We start from the raw sequence: 16,643 nt of genomic DNA, 5'->3' as shown, positions 1-16,643 counted from the left end.
AACGTTTTTTAGAGATACTATTAAAACGATACATTTGCGCCCAGCATGAAGGTCCTTGTTTTGGGATAGAAGTTATTATAATCTACACCTGGTGCAATACCGCCCTGATTTACCTCAGGGTCTACCCCTTTGTAACCGGTAATCACAAAAAGGTTGTTGGCAGTTACATACAGTCTTATATTTTTAATGTAAGGATGTACATTCTTAAAGTTGTAAGCCAGGGTTGCATTATCAAACCTTACATAAGTACCGCTTTCAACAAAGCGGGAAGAATACAGGAAGGCATTATAGTCAGCTACACTTTCATTTGCCGCCTCTTTCAGAATGTTAGTATACTGCGCAGTATTAGGTCTGAAAAGGTCGGCCCGTGTAGCATTAAATATCTTGTTACCAAATACGCCTCTCAGGAAAATATTAAGGTCAAAATTTTTATAATGAAAACTGTTTGACCATCCTATTAATAATTTAGGCTGAGAGCTACCGATATAGTGATAATCTGTACCTATAACAGGAGTTGTTGTAAGTTTACCATCCGCGGCTATAAACTGGGATACGCCGTTTGCATCTTTTCCGGCATAAATGGGTGAGAAGAACTGCCCGAGTGGCTTGCCCTGTTTCAGAATTTCCAGGGAATGACTGGACTGTCCTAATCCTTCAGGAAATGCCAGTAGTACAGAGTCGCCGCCGGAAAAGAGCGGATTGGATAAGCTGGTGATCTCATTTTTATTATGAGCGAAGTTAATGCTGCTATTCCAGCCAAAGTTTTTGTTTTCCACAATAACAGCATTCAGGTTCAGCTCAATACCCTTATTACTCATACTGCCGCCGTTGGCCACAATTGTACCTGCCGGCACAAGGATCGGATCTACCCGGTAGGAATAGATCATACCGGTTGTTTTCTTGTTATACAGGTCCAGGGAGCCGCTTAATCTTCCCTTCAGAATGCCAAAGTCTACTCCTATATTGGTAGTGCTTGTCTTTTCCCATTGCAGATCAGGGTTAGCTGCCTGGATCGGGCCACTGGCTGATACTGAGGAACCGTTATAATAGAATACGCCCTGGGTGCCGGAGATGAACCGCGCTGTATAAGCATTAAATCCTGAGGCATTTCCCGTGATACCATAACTGGCCCTTAGCTTCAGGTCAGTAAATCCGGGATGTTCCTTCATGAATTTCTCCTCGTTGATCTTCCATGCCAGGCCTACAGAGGGAAAGTATCCCCATTGATGATTTTCTCCGAACACGGAACTGCCATCTCTCCGCAATGACGCCTGTACCAGGTATCTGTCATTAAATCCATAATTTAAGCGTGCAAAGTTGGAGATCAGCCGGTTTTCCTGAAATACACCATCAGGTCCGAATCCGATCTGAAAGCCGGATATAGCATAAGGATTGCTTAACGCGAGGTTGGAATAGCCGATATTATCTACAGGAAAGTTGCTGGTGGTTACCTGGAAACCTTCTCCTACTTTATTGTTTTGCCAGGAATAACCAAGTACTGCACTGATGTTATGTAATCCCAATGTACGGTTCCACGTCAGGAATGTTTCCAGGATCTTACTGGTATTCTGATATGCATTTCTTGTTGCCTGTCCGTTCGCGCCAAAGGTTTGCGGATTATGAAACCCCAGACCGGGATCAGGATTGTCGTACATGCTGTTATAATTCGTGGTGAAATATTTATTGTAAAACTCGCCATGCGTTGATGTAAATCCGATATAAGACAGGTTAAGATCGTATGTAAATCCGAAAGGCAATTTTACCTGGGTGTTAAAGCTTCCCACCAGGTTATTATATTTGTTGTTCATCTGGCTGTTGTTTATCATTGCCACCGGATTGTAATAGCCCTGTGTATTGAAATTCTCAAAATAACTGCCATCTGCATTCTTTATAGGCGATACCGGCAGGTGTAAGGCAGATTGAAGCAATACTACGTTCCGGTAAGGAATATCATTGGCGTTACTGTTTGAGTTGGTAACGTTCAGCGCAAATTTCACTTTATCATTCAGGGTATACTGTTCTACGCTTAAACGCGCTACAACACGCTCCAGGTCACTATTCAGCAGAATACCTTCTTTTTTCGTATAACTTAAACTGGCCGCATATGTACCATGCTCACCACCACCGCTGATAGAGATATTATGGTTGTGGGATATGGCGCGGTTTCGTTGAATGGCGCTCTGCCAGTCAGTATCAGCGTTCTTATCATCTGTAGGAGAGAGCGACTGCCCGTTCCTGGTAAGGAACGCCCTTAACTCAGCGGCATTCATCATTTCCAGTTTGTTAGATACTTTTTCCAGACCGACATATCCATTATAGGACACCCTGGACTCTCCTTTTTTACCCTTTTTGGTTGTTACCATGATGACGCCATTGGCAGCCCTGTTACCATAGATCGCAGTAGCCGCAGCGTCTTTGAGCACATCAATGGAAGCAATATCATCCGGGGCTATCGCCGATATATCTACACCGGGCACCCCATCGATCACATAAAATGGCCCCTGCGAACTGTTGAGTGTAGAGGCTCCCCGTAATACAACGGTGGCTACAGCATTCGGGTCGCCACTGGCAGAGATGTTCAGTCCGGGCACTTTACCCTGTAATAGCTGTCCAACATCTGTAATGGCCCCTTTATTCAATTCCTCCGCCTTCACGGTATTGACAGCACTGATCAGATTTTTACGCGACTGTTTGCCATACCCTACTACAACAACGTCACCAAGACCGATCGAGGAAGATATAAGTGAGATAGATATGCTGCTGCGGTTATTGACAGGCATTTCCTGTGACTGATAACCCAGGTAGCTAAAAACAAGTACGGCATCCTGGGCTATACCGGTTAGCTGATATTCCCCTTGTGCATTGGTCTGCGTGCCTTTGGAAGTGCCTTTTACCTGAACAGAAACTCCGGGCAGAGGATTCCCCTTGTCATCAGTCACTTTCCCGGAAACGGTCAGGTTCAGGATGTTGGCATCTTCCGTCATCTGCGCATTCAGGCGGGGTTTGATGATAATTGTTTTGTTGACGATCTGATAAGTAAATGGCTGTTCTTTAAAGATCATATCCAGCACATTGGGCAGATCAGCATTATCTATGCGAATAGTTACTTTTTTCGCATTATTCAGCATATCCAATTTGTAGAAGAACCTGTAGCCGGTTTTGGCTTTAATTTCTTGTAATACCTGTTCAAGAGGCTTGTCTTTCATAGACAGGCTGAGCTTTTGTGCATATCCCACAGCACTCACCTGTAAACAGGCTATTGTAAGCAACAAGACAATCATTTTCATAAGCAGGAACGTTTTTCGTTGCCATAAGCATTCTTTTTCAATGCTCATTTTGGTTAAATACAGCCAATTTACAGGCATGGCTTTTCCATTATCATGCAATTGCATAGATTTGCAGTGTTTGGGTGTGAAATGATAATTGATCTTCGCTGGATTTTTGTCATCCGCAGTACCCGGACATCACAGGGGCGGGCTCAATCGCCCCTGTTTCGACCGGTATAGCGGACGAAGCATTCATGGTGGCTCGTTACTCATAATATGGCAATTTTGGTTGACTACTACTTATATCTTCTTACGGGCGAACGAGTATTTTACGCCCTTCTACATTAAATCTGACCCCGCTTACTTCCAATATCTTCAACACAGTTGTTATATCTGATGCTTTATCTATTTCACCGCGGAAAAGTCCCCGGGGAACGCCCTCCGGATAAATTATCTCAACATCATACCAGCGGGCTATCTGCAGCATTACTTCTTCAATTGTTACGTCGTTAAAACTGAATATTCCATTCTTCCAGGCCATCACATCATCTACGTTAACCGCCACCACATTCATTTCTCCGCTATTATTCATTTTAGCCTGCTGACCGGGTTTCAGCAGTACTTCTTTATCTTTACCGGCTACCTTTACCATCCCCTGCAATAAAGTTGTTCTGACCATAGGTTCGTCATCATAGGCTTTCACATTAAAACGGGTGCCTAATACCCTTATCTGCATATTATTGACGTTTAAGATAAATGGCTGCTGTGCATTAGGCGCTATTTCAAAATAGGCTTCCCCAATTAATTTTACCGTCCTGTCCTTTCCGCTAAACGAGGTAGGGAAAATCAGCCTGCTGGCTGCATTCATCCATACAATTGTCCCATCGGCGAGCGTAATCTGATATTGGCCACCCCGTGGGGTAGACAATGTATTCAGCGCTGCCGTATTACCCGCATCGTTACCACTCCCGGACTGGAAGGCCAATTGTCCGGTATTCAGCTTGATCACCTGCGTATTCCCCTGTTGAGCCAGCGTTCCGTCATGTTCGTCATTGAGGGTAATAGTATGGCCGTTTGCCAGTAATAATGTGGCCTTATTGCTTCCAGGCACAATATGCTTCTGAGCGATGCCTGATTGTGCTACTAACTGCTCCATGCTGGTTTGCCGGGTATAATAATAGATTGTTCCCGCTATAAACAGGGTAAGAACAGCTGCTGCTGCCCAATACCATTTCCTTATTATTGTTTTTTGTCCTTTGATACGAAGAAGCATCCTGTTCTTCAGCTCTCCGGCAGTGTGTATTGTTTCATCGTTCCACTCAACATCCTGCTCCGGGAATGTATTATACCATTTTTCAAACAATACCTTCTCCTCATCGCTGATGGTGCCCTTCAGCATTTTTTCAGCCAACAGAGATATTTGTTCAGGAGTCAGCTCACTCATTGTATGCCTGTTTTATATATAGTCTTGATAAAAGACTAACTTCCCTTAGTCCAGGCAAAAAAAAAATTAAATCTGAAGAATCAGCGGTCTATGGTAAACAAATCAGAAGAAGATATGAAGATGTCTGAGGGAGGCACGCAGGGTCCTGAGTGCACGACTCATATGGGATTCAACGGTCTTTAAGGAGATATTAAGGGTTTCCGCTATCTGCTTCTCGCTTAATCCTTTTTCCCTGCTAAGGCGGAAAACGAGCCTGCATTTTTCAGGCAGGGACTGGACGGTGCTTTCCAGTTCATCCTTTAATTGCTGATAACTAAGCCACTGCTCTGTGCTACTATCTGTTTCCGGTAAATCTATCTTTGCCTGGCGATTCATTTCATTTTTACGCTTTGCCAGTAAAGTAAGGATCTTATATTTAAGAGCAGCAGATATATATGTATGAAAAGTATGGCGTACCTGTATATTCTCAGATCTTTTCCAGATATCAAGGAAGACTTCCTGTACCACCTCTTGTGCATCCATTGTAGACTGAAGACGTAGATAGGCGATGGTCACCAATTTCTCCCAATAGCGTTCGTAAAGGATTGTAAATGCAACAGCATCGCGATCCAGTTGCAACTTTTGCAACAGTTCCTCATCACTCTTCTGGCATTTATGTATATCTAAGTCCCTTAGCATTAACGAATAGTACCCCCCTATAAATGTAAAGATATTTATAACAATTTCATAGTTCATCTGAAGATTATAAAAGAAACATGTTTTGGTGAATATCCATTTAGCAGGACGTTTACATTTATATAACTGTAAAACATACACTTAAAACCCGGAGTTCACCGGACCGGGGTAAATGATAAAGGTTATTTAAATAGAAAAAGGCCGCTTCACATGAGGCGGCCTTCTTTCTTTATAAAAACCAGGCATTCATTTGCCCCGGTGTTCTGATGGAAGCCAATAAAAGCCCATACAAAAATCATTTACGGATCAGGTTCCAAAGCGATTCAACAGGTACCACATTCTTTAGCACCATCTGTACACCAGCATTCATATCACTATGCAAAAACATACGTGTATTTGCTACCGTGCCTACCACATTGCCGTAAATATCCATTACAGGGCCACCACTGGAACCGGTAGCATAGTCTGCTGATACAGACATCATTTCACGAAAGAATTTATTATTCCCCTCACCAACTTCTTCCAAATACTTATTATTCACATTTCCCTGGGAAAAGAAATAATGTATCCCTTTGGGATGACCAAGTACATATATCTTGTCGCCAACTTCAGCTGAATCTGCCAGCGAAAGAGCAGGTAAAACGTCACCATGGGTGTCCAATTGAAGAACGGCAAGATCATTTTTTTTAGACGATGCGAGAATGGCCTTCACGGCATAGGTATGTCCATCGGCCATACGGGCTACGAACCCTTTTGGTTTATTGCCGTCTTTCATAAATGCATAGGTAGCGGCAACATGGTAATTGGTGATCACCACGCCTTTAGGGTCGATGATATAACCTGTGGATTCGCTCAGGTGCACGTTTTCACACCTGGGGCACAGATAGGCCACACCGGTAATAACGGTAGCACTTTTTGCCTTTTCATACAGGGTATGGGCTGTCAGCTCTTTTGAAACCGGCTTCGCCAGGTCCAGCGTTATGCCACTCCGTTCTGCAACAAGTGCTTTTTGCACATCTTCCGCACTAATGCTCCCTCCTTTTGCAGACAAAGAATCAAAAGATTCCAGGAAGCCGGCAGCCATCTTTGCATCATCCGTAAATCCCTGCCCAACCGCCGTAGTAGCTGTAAATAAAATATTTGCTGCCAGTAAAACGGTCAATCTGATTGTATATCCTTTTGAAAAAAAACTCATTTGACTTCTTTTTAAAGTACCCCGCATCTCAATGCTTTTCCTTATTTACTGATGCTCTCTAACTGGGCCTTATAATGCTTTGCCTGCCTTTCTGAGTTCCTGACTCCCATCTGAAAATACTCCCTGATAGCAGTTTTCTGGGCATCTGTAGCCCTGGATACTTTACCTGCCAGGATACCATCGAGTATGCCTTTAAAGACATCATTATCCGGCAAATTCAATATATACCGTTTATAGTAGTCAATCATCCCATCCAGGTCCTTGTTAGCAACATACAACGCCACCCTGCACAAATGGGTCTCCTGCTTCATCGGGTCCAGCTTCAGCAATGCAATGGTATATGCTATGTCTTCCACCTGCGTGGGCGTGTAAAACACATTATACTTTGCGCCAGTTTCATTTGCGATCAGGTACATATGCTTGCGGACCTTGTCAAAGATCATTTCATTGGCAACCTCGGTACCTAATGCCTTATCAATGCTTCTTTTATCCAACATTAACTTCCTGAAGAAAGGGCTGCCAAACTCCACTGTTCCCAGTGCCAGTTTCAAATAATCAACGCTGAACCGCTCATAATCCATTGCAACGTTGAAAACCTCACTGAGCACAGCAGACGGATCTTTTGCATTTTCATATAACGCCTTTGCATAAGGTAATGCAGTGCGCATATTTTTATCCTTTTCATAAGCCGCCTTCAAACTTGCCATTGAATTATCAGGATTTAAAGCCACCTTCACTTTTTCAATGAACTCCTCCGCAACCGCTTTTCCTACTACCCGGTTGATCTCTTCACCCTGTGCATTCAGGATCAGGAATGTCGGGAACATATTGACATCATATTTCTTCCTGATATCAATGCCTTCTCCTTTTTCCATGTCGTACTTGACAGCAATAAACTTAGGATTGAAAAAGTCGCCTGATACTTTCTTGGGAAATTCCTGTTTGGCCATTTCAATACACGGACCACACCAGCTGGTATAACAGTCTACAAAGATCATTTTTGGGGCGACAGGATCAGCAGCTTTTGACATTGCCTGTTTAAGCGTCAGATCCTGAAATATAATTCCCTGGGCAATAGCATCCTGTTTACATACAATACCTGTTACTAACAGTATGGTAATAAAAAAAAATTTCATGCGCTGTTAAGTATTAAATTTTTGACTGGATTAACTCTTTCAGTTTCGGATCTGAGGGTCTTGCAGCATCAAAACTCACCATCTTTCCATTTTTATCAATCAGGATAAAGCGTGGTACTGAAACTATTTCGTAATCCCCGATCAGGTTTCCCTCATTGTTGGTAAACAAATGTAAACCTGACAGTTTCTTTGTCTCCACCATATTCTTCCATTTATCTTTCTCTGTGTCAATTGAAACACTGAGGAAAACGACATCCTTGCCTTCAAAAGATTTTTCGAGTTCCTCCAATGCCGGCTGTTCAGCAAGACAAGGCTTACACCAGGTAGCCCATACATCTATAAGTACTACCTTGCCCAGGAAATCTTTGAGATGATACATTTTACCATTCCTATCGGGATAGGCAAAATCAATAGATTGGCCGCCGGACTCCTTCAACATCGCCCTTTTTTCAAAAGTCTCCATCCTGCTCTTCTGCTGATCTGTGATCATGTACTGTTTGTTTTTACTTACAAACAAAGCCATTTTCTGGTATTCTTTACGGTCCAATGTTTTGAGCACATAGTCAGCTCTCATCTTTGGGTTAGTGATTTCAGGCGCAATAATATTCTCCAGGAGCCCATTCTCTAAATTATAAACGTAGTGCTTTACAAATGCCGAAGTCTGGATATAGCTATAGCCATAAGGGAGCGTCCATATCTGCTGATCTGAATAATTCTCGGTCTTAAATATATTGGAAATAAAAACCGGGTACTGGTCATGTTTGGCATATCCTAAACCTTGTGCAAAAGGTCCCAATGCATCATACCTGAAGTTATATGGCAGCATGAATTTTACATAGCGGTCAAATTTCGCATTGCCTGTTTTGATACTGCTCATAAATGTTTCTACTGGCTTTACCAGGGAATCGAGTGTAGCGGCATAATAATTAGCTGCCAGTTTCCAACCTTCCTTGGTATAGCTATACTTTCTGAGAGGAGCCATCATTTTATACCAATCGGCAAAAACCTTGTTCTCCGCGTTTACCTTCCCCGAATAGGCGATCTCGCCCGAACCTGCATTGATAGTCAGTTCTTCCCCTTTTCGCATATACACCGGGTAAAACTCATCCTCAAATCCTATATACCTGATCAGGTTCAGATCACTGTCTGCAACCTGTATCTGAAAGGAATGATCAGGCTTCGCCAACGGAATCAGCGACAAGGGAACTATACCGCCATCTTCTGCCTTCAAAAGGTAAATCTGGCTGGTGTTCACCGTACTGCCATTCTCCTTCACAAACTTACCTTTAATCACGGCATGCTGCGCCCATGCTGCTGCTGAAATACCCAGCAGCAGGATAGATAAAACTGTCTTTTTCATTTTTGATTTTTAATTATAGTTTATAATGCGTTCTACGGAGAACCTGCTCCCTTATCGGCTATTTAACAGGTACGCCCATATCCGCCAGTATCTGCCTGATATATCCATATTTGATCATGATATTATTCTGGGTACCATAACGTTGTTTAAACTGCTCCTCTGAATTGCCAAGCGCCGCCTCCAGGTACATACACACATCCATCCAGGTTGCCATCGGCGTGTAATAAGGATTTCGCGGATCTGTGCCCAGGAACCCAATGGCCTGTGGGGTAGCTGTTACTCCTGGCGGCAGGCCTGTTACCAGGCTGGCAAGCTGGTATTGATACACTCCATATGCATCGCGGGAGGCCACAAACTTCCTGCTGGTATTGTAAAACTTCTCAAGGATACTGCTGTATTTATCACTGAGCGCCGCATTGGTAAGAAAAGCACGCAGGATAGCACCTTTGTAGTCCGCCCTGGAAGCTTCATTCATACCGGGTATCTGTGGCACAGCGCCTATAACAATTGTATTGAATCCTTTAAAGGCATATTTACCAAATGCGTTACTGTTCAGCGTGTCTACAAGCAATATACTGGGTATATGCACGCCTGCCGGCAGCATTGGGATAATCTCTTCTCTCAGAAAAGTAAGCGCTGCAGGCACATCTGTTTTAGCGCAAAACGAAAATGACTGCACCACCGGCGGAGCCCCGGCCTGCACCCCACCCAGTGAGTAATTCATTGACAGCACTTCATAATAAGTATACTCATGCCCGAACACATCCCTGCGTTGCTGTGAACCGATGGTATCATTGATATATACCGGTATCCCTGTTTCCTTGTAGAACAGGTAAGTTGCATGGATCGCGGCATCATTGGGATCATCCTCCACCACGAGCCAGTTTTTATCATAGTCAGGAAAAACTGTTTGTTCTTCTTTTCTGCATGATGTAGCCATAGCCAATAAGGCAAAGGCGAACAGATATATTTTGTTGTTCATTTGCACTGGATTATAATGGTTGAATCTGACGAACAGAACGAATTGGATTAGTAAGGGCGCCGCGATTGAACTCAATGGCATAGTCGGGGATAGGTACCTGCCAGCTGGCGCCATCTGCCGCAATGGATTTAAGTACGTAATTACCCACCTTTGTATGTGTATTGGATTGGGCATCGTAGCTATATACAGGGTGCCTGATGGTGAAGGCGGATGATAAGGGATACCTGGAATTCACTGCATAACGCCTGAGATCAAACCAGCGTTGTCCTTCAAAACACAGTTCACGACGGCGCTCCGCACGGATAAAATCAACAAGCTCCTTATTGGATGAAGGAAGCTGGCCGGCGCTGGCATTCCTGAAGCGTTTCATACGAAGGTTTTGCAGTTCGGCACGTGCTTCGCCGTCTGCCCCCATCATGGCCAGCGCCTCCGCACGGTTCAATATTACTTCTGCATAACGGAAATAAAAGATGCAGGACACCTGGGCGGGATCGTTATACGTGCTCCATGTACGGTATTTGGCCGGCAACCAGGACCTGCTTTTAGCAGCCCTGCTGAAGAAAGCGATGCGTCTCAGATCATCTGTATCGTAAGTATCCATCAGATCATCAGATGCTTTGAAGGCAGAAGCCCGGTTGTCATTTCCACTCCACTGGGAAAGCGAGTCGTTCATAAAAACACCGGGAATAACATATGAGCCCATGGTGAAAATAGACTCACCGGAACCGCGGTAGCTGAAGCTGCTGCCTTCTACATACTGATTGAGGTCAGTAAGATTGTACCCCATGGCTTCAAAGTCTTTCACCGTTGCAATAACTTTGTCATATTGCTCCGTATAGAGGTAGACCCGGCTTTGTAAAGCCCTGACCGCCGCGATGCCCACCCTGATCCTGTTGTCGGGGTTATAACCTTCCAGGTAGGTGGCCGCTTCATTAAGATCTGCAATGATCTGGTTGTAGACCTTCTCATTATTATCACGGGTAAAATATTTATCATCTATCTTTTCAGAAACTTTTACAGGTACCCCTTCATCAGTTGCAGCAGTGCTTTTCCGGTAGGGAGCTCCATAAATATTCTGCAGCATAAAATAATAGTATGCCCTGAGAAAATAAGCTTCGCCGCGTAAATGCTTCAACTGCAGATTCAGCACTGAACTATCGGCCAGTTTAGCTGCCTGGAAAAGGATCGCATTCAATGCCCCGATGCGTTTGTATAGTTTCCGCCAGGCTGTTTCTTCCCATGTAGCATTCAATATATCAACAGCCGGCGCCTGGCTCCAGTTATGAAAACCGGATAATTTGTAAAGCGGGGTGGCCTGACTTGTTTCCACGAAGTCAGCTACAAACGCCTCACTGTCATCGTCCATTACATGCAGCCATGGCGCAAAAACGCTCAATTCTGATGACACATCCGACATGGTGGACTGGCTGTAGATAGACAATTGTGTATTATTTATAAAGGCTTCACCGATCATCAGGCTTTCCAGATCTGCAGTAGTGGAGGCATACTTCTGATCTGTTGTATATTCCTCCAGGAATTTACTGCAGGAAGACAGCAACAGTAAGCACGTAAGCAGTACAAGTATATTTTTCATGGTGCTTATATTTTAAAATGAAACGTTAATGCTACCTGTGTAGGTAGGTCGTACTGACAGGTTGATATTAGGAGACGAGCCCGACTGTGCAGGGTCCTGTCCTTTTAACAAGCTGTTGGTGATCGTAAACAGGTTGGTGCCCGTGATGCTGACATAGGCAGACGCAAACCCCAGTTTACGGATCATTTTTTCATCGAAGTTGTATTTGAAAGATGCCGACTGAAGTTTCACATAGTTGGCGCTTACCAGTCTCACATCCGAGTTGTCGTACATGTCGTATACGCTACCCGCAAAAGAGTAGGCCGTTGCCGGGTAAATATTCCACCAGGGGGTGTTGAGGCTGTTAGTAGCCTGTAACCCGGGAATGTTGGTATAATTTTCATCACCGGGCCGGCGCCATCTTTCCACGAATTCCTTTCGCAGGTTCTGTTGTGGATAGGCGATAGCGGAAGCATAACCTGAGGCTATTTTCAGCATCCTGATCTTGTTGCCGAGGGAGTAGGTAACATTGCAGGACAGGCCGAAATTACGCCAGCCGAAATAGTTGGAGATGCCGCCTTGTATAAAAGGCTCCCTGCGACCGGATTCACTCATCACCGACAGGTAAACATCCTCTCTTTTCATCTGCGAATATTTTTTCATGTACTCTTCTGCCATTTCCGGTTCTGCTCCATAAAAAATGGGAGAACCATCAACAGGGCTCAGCCCTTTAAACTTATAGGAGTAAAAGGTATTGATCGGCTTACCAGACAGCTGTACAGAGCCATTCAGGAAATCATTATAGGTAATATTATCTACCAGTACATTATTCCTGTTATTGATAGCCCTGTTCAAAACTTTGTTCAAAACCTGTCCCAATTGCGGATCTATACGCCATACAAATCCGCGCCTGGAACTGCTTAACGAGGCGTTATCAATAGCTTTTATAGACAATGACACCTCTACACCCTTGTTTTCAAGGGTACCGCTGTTGATAACATACTTTTCCACCCCATTGATCTCAGATACTGTTTTATCAAGAAATGCGTCTTTGGTCCTCTTATAGAAATATGCCACTGATCCGTTCAGTTTGCCCTTTAAAATCGAAAATTCCAGGCCTGCATTAAAGGATGAAGTCTTTTCCCATTTAAGGTCGGGATTAGGGAAGTTTACAATATTGGAAGATGTTTCGTTATAGTAGGGATTTGTATTCAGGTTCTGGCGGATCACCAGGTTGGCAGACTGGCCGGGCAACATATTCCCCTGCCAGCCCCACGATCCTTTGAGGGCCATGTCATTGATCCATGCTACCTGGCTGAATAGATCATCCTTCATATTCCACCGGCCTGAAACCGCCCAGATAGGGAGGAAGCGGTTATTGGTCCTGGAGCCAAACAGGTTTGATTGTTCCCCCCTGATATGGACATTCAGCATGTACCGGTTATCATAGGAATAACCTGCTGTTCCAAACCAGGCAAAGTCGTTTGTAAGCTGGCGTTCAAAATAGCCTAAAGCAGGTTTAGTGGACATCCACTGTTGATAATATCCCGTGTATGTAGTGGGTATGACATCAAAATACCCGCCCATTTCAGTGAAATATCCTCTCCTGGTAATGTTGAAACCATTGTATTCGGAAGATTTAACTTCAACACCGCCGGTAGCTGTAAGGGAGTGTTTGCCTGTATTTCCCAACGATGTAAAGTAGTTCACCTGCAAACGGCCTGTATAATTTTTATTGCGTGTATCATTTTTCTGCAGTTCGCCTCCAACCGGGGCCAGGTCCCATCTGGTTGTCTGATCTGCGCGTAGCTTGAATATATAATAGGAATCCTTGGTATAATACAATTCCCTGTTGTTGGTGCTCAAACCAAAAGCAAAAGTACCTTCCACATCCAGCCCCCGCATTACCCGCCATTTTAACAAGGCCCTTATGTTGGCGGAAATGAGATCAGTGTGATCATCACTGTTGTTACGCTCGTTCAGGATATTGTAATTGTACCTGAACAAACCATTTGTTTGCGGATAATAAAAGAGGCTCCCGTCAGGATTGTAAGCCGGAATAGTACGGCTCGTGTTGTAGGCGTAGTTCATGATCCCCAGGTCTGATGGGGTATAGTTCCTTACCTGGTAACTACCGTTGAAGGCGATCTGCGCCAGGAACTTTTTATAATCAGCGGTGACGTTCAGCATGGAGGAGTAACGCTTGTTACTTTCTCCGTTGATCACACCATTTTCGTTGAGGTAACCAATGGAAGAATAATACTTGATATCATTTGATCCACCAGACAGGTTCAGCGTATGGTTTTGCGTAAATGCATCCTGGGTGATCAACCCCAGCCAGTCTGTATTCACATTTGCATAATAATCACTTAAACGTTTGAATCCGTCATAGTCAATTTTGCCTTCGTAGTAATCCTGCAGGGCCCTTTCATAGCCCGACCACTGGGTTACATTATTATACTGCATACCACGTTCCACCATTTCTTTGGACACATCCATGCGCTCCCTGGAATTCATCATGTACATGCTCCTGTCAGAATATCTTGGCCGCCGGGTATATCCGGACGATAGGGAGTAAGATATCATGGGCTTCCCGGGCTTCCCTTTTTTGGTAGTGATCACGATCACGCCATTGCCCGCTCTTGCGCCATACAGCGCAGTGGCGGAAGCATCTTTCAACACATCGATCTGCTCAATATCTTCAGGATTCAGGCCTGCAATGGCATTACCCAGCAGGTTTACAAAATCGAGATCATTGATCTGCTGCGGATCTACATTAACAGGATCCGTAAGCACGATACCATCAAGCACCCAGAGAGGCTCCCGGTTACCAAGGATGGTGGATGTGCCGCGTATTCTCAGTTTAGGCGCTGCGCCCACCTGGCCGGAGTTCTGCATGAATATCATTCCTGGTACCCTGCCTTCCAGCAATTTGTCAATGGTATTTACACCAGGAGTTCTTATATCATCCATCTTGATGGTAGTAACAGCGCTGGTAAGATGTCGCCTGTCTATTTTCAGGTAACCTGTGTTGACCACTACATTTACCTCGTTAAGATCAGCAGCGGTCAGCGCCAGGGTAACTATCCGGGCTCTCTGGGCTGTTATCTCCATATCTGCGTATCCAAGTAAATGGATCTGGAGGATATCATTAGCATACCTGCCCGGAATAACAAACTCGCCGTTTTTATTTGTCCTCGTACCAAAATTGGTATTTTTAACTTTAATGGCAGCGGCTTCCAACGGTGCTCCGGCTTCGTTGGTGACACGGCCGTTAACGTCGGATAATAAACCAGGATCCTGATCAGCAATGGTTGGTTTTTTTTCCGTAATGATGATCAAACCATCCCTGATCTCATAGCTCAGTGGTTGTTCTGATAAAAGCTTTTGCAGCGCGCTGGAAAGCGGTTCTTTTACCAGTTTCAGGGTAACCGGCCTGGTCTTTTTCAGAATACGGTCGTTGTAAGAAAAATCATGCTTCGTTTGCTTACTGATTTCTTCCGCTACCCTTACAAAGGGAGCATTTTTCACATTCAGGGTAACTGTTTGCGCCTTTACAGATGCGAACAGCTGCAGGATCAGAACAGGAATAAGGATAGATAGAAATTTGCGGGGAAGAGATAATATGCTGCCATCTTTGTTTTTTGCCGGATGCTTGCAGTACAGCACATATCTTCCTCTGTCCTTGCGAAAAAGGGAATAGTCCATAAATTAAACAGTTGGTTTTTGGTTGATTATAAGTATAAGGTTCCCAACAGCCCGTGTGTTATCCGCACACGGCTCCAAATGGGAGGTCAATAAATGATTTGGTGGTCTACTGATGCATTACTCTAATGTTCCTTTCTTTAACTTCAAATTTTACATCCCCGATTTTTTCCAGTGCGTGCAGCACAGTTGACAATTTTTTATCTCTCCTGATAGATGCATGAATTTTAATATCTTCAGAAATTCCGGTGTAATCCACCTTCAGATCATACCATCGCGCTACCTGGCGCAACACCTCAACTAACGGTGTGGCTTTGAACCGGAACTCACCATCTTTCCATGCAGTGTACAATGATACATCCACCATTGCCACATCGAAATTTGCTTCATCCAGCACGGCTTGTTCCCCGGGATGCAACTGTAGCGGCGCAGCATCTCCCTTACCGTCTAATCTTACGCTACCAGTTACCAATGTGGTTACTGTGCTATTTTCGTCTTTATAACAGTTGATGTTAAAATCAGTGCCCAGTACCGTTACAGCCTGGTCAGGCGTATGCACGATAAATGGCTGGGATGCATTATGCGTTACCTCGAAATACGCTTCACCATTGAGAGTTACACTGCGGTCTTTTCCATTGAATACCGTTGGATATGAAAGTGAAGAAGCTGCATTCAGCCAAACCCTTGTGCCGTCGCTTAATGTAACACGGTATTGCCCTCCTCTTGGCGTACTTAAAGTTACCTTCACAATAGACTCTTTTACAGGCAGGATATCACCATCTTTGTAATGAATATTTTCCTTGCCTACCACAATTTCTTCCTTCGCGCCATTCAATTGATACACCATTCCATTTGATGCCGTGAGGGTTGCGCGATTTGTTCCGGGCGGGATATCAAGACTGGCAAACTGCGAAGCAGATTGGCGCTTACGTGCAAATTCCTTATAAAAATAAAATCCGCATGACAATACCAACAGTATACTTGCTGCAGCGGCCACTCCCTTCCACCATGATATTTTCCTGTATTTTGGCGCATGCGTCATGCCCAGTTGTTCCCGGATACCCTGCCACGCAAGATCCTTGACTATTCCTGCTTTTACATCCAATGGCGACGATATGGTATGCTCTCCTGAAAAATAGGTGATGAGTAAGGCATCCTGTTCTTCCTGGTTTTCTTTACGCTGGAAAAAATCATGCAGGTGGGACAATTCCTGTTCGGTAATTGTCTGCTCAATATATTTCCTGAATAGTTCTTCTATATGAATATTTTCCATCTTAGCCAACAGCCCTGTTAATGCCTGATTACAG

At 44.3% G+C, this 16,643-nt stretch carries 10 protein-coding genes; all 10 read right to left on the bottom strand.

Annotated features, from left to right (window positions below):
• Window positions 1-20: 20 nt before the first annotated feature.
• On the bottom strand, window positions 21-3,287 hold the full coding sequence (locus VIM72_RS10890) for a TonB-dependent receptor (protein ID WP_332002864.1): 3,267 nt from the start codon (window positions 3,285-3,287) through the stop codon (window positions 21-23).
• A gap of 289 nt (window positions 3,288-3,576) precedes the next feature.
• Window positions 3,577-4,710 carry a FecR family protein gene (locus tag VIM72_RS10885; protein WP_332002863.1) on the bottom strand — a complete coding sequence of 378 codons (1,134 nt, stop codon included), beginning with the start codon at window positions 4,708-4,710 and terminating at the stop codon, window positions 3,577-3,579.
• Between the two features lie 102 nt (window positions 4,711-4,812).
• Window positions 4,813-5,445: an RNA polymerase sigma-70 factor gene (locus tag VIM72_RS10880; protein WP_332002862.1), complete on the bottom strand. Its 633-nt coding sequence runs from the start codon at window positions 5,443-5,445 to the stop codon at window positions 4,813-4,815.
• Window positions 5,446-5,680: 235 nt separating this feature from the next.
• Window positions 5,681-6,580: a serine protease gene (locus VIM72_RS10875; protein ID WP_332002861.1), complete on the bottom strand. Its 900-nt coding sequence runs from the start codon at window positions 6,578-6,580 to the stop codon at window positions 5,681-5,683.
• 41 nt (window positions 6,581-6,621) lie between these two features.
• Window positions 6,622-7,716, bottom strand: a complete 1,095-nt coding sequence (locus VIM72_RS10870; protein ID WP_332002860.1) for a thioredoxin family protein — start codon at window positions 7,714-7,716, stop codon at window positions 6,622-6,624.
• Between the two features lie 13 nt (window positions 7,717-7,729).
• A complete protein-coding gene (locus tag VIM72_RS10865; protein ID WP_332002859.1) occupies window positions 7,730-9,076 on the bottom strand; it encodes a TlpA disulfide reductase family protein in 1,347 nt (448 codons plus the stop codon).
• 58 nt (window positions 9,077-9,134) lie between these two features.
• On the bottom strand, window positions 9,135-10,058 hold the full coding sequence (locus VIM72_RS10860) for a hypothetical protein (RefSeq protein WP_332002858.1): 924 nt from the start codon (window positions 10,056-10,058) through the stop codon (window positions 9,135-9,137).
• A gap of 10 nt (window positions 10,059-10,068) precedes the next feature.
• A complete protein-coding gene (locus VIM72_RS10855; protein WP_332002857.1) occupies window positions 10,069-11,652 on the bottom strand; it encodes a RagB/SusD family nutrient uptake outer membrane protein in 1,584 nt (527 codons plus the stop codon).
• A gap of 12 nt (window positions 11,653-11,664) precedes the next feature.
• Window positions 11,665-15,339: a SusC/RagA family TonB-linked outer membrane protein gene (locus VIM72_RS10850; protein WP_332002856.1), complete on the bottom strand. Its 3,675-nt coding sequence runs from the start codon at window positions 15,337-15,339 to the stop codon at window positions 11,665-11,667.
• Between the two features lie 106 nt (window positions 15,340-15,445).
• Window positions 15,446-16,609: a FecR domain-containing protein gene (locus tag VIM72_RS10845; RefSeq protein ID WP_332002855.1), complete on the bottom strand. Its 1,164-nt coding sequence runs from the start codon at window positions 16,607-16,609 to the stop codon at window positions 15,446-15,448.
• Between the last annotated feature and the right edge of the window lie 34 nt (window positions 16,610-16,643).

It is taken from the genome of Chitinophaga sp. (assembly GCF_036569185.1).
GTDB lineage: Bacteria > Bacteroidota > Bacteroidia > Chitinophagales > Chitinophagaceae > Chitinophaga.
The sequence above is the reverse complement of the archived record's forward strand: the minus strand, read 5'-3'. Positions and strand labels throughout refer to the sequence as shown.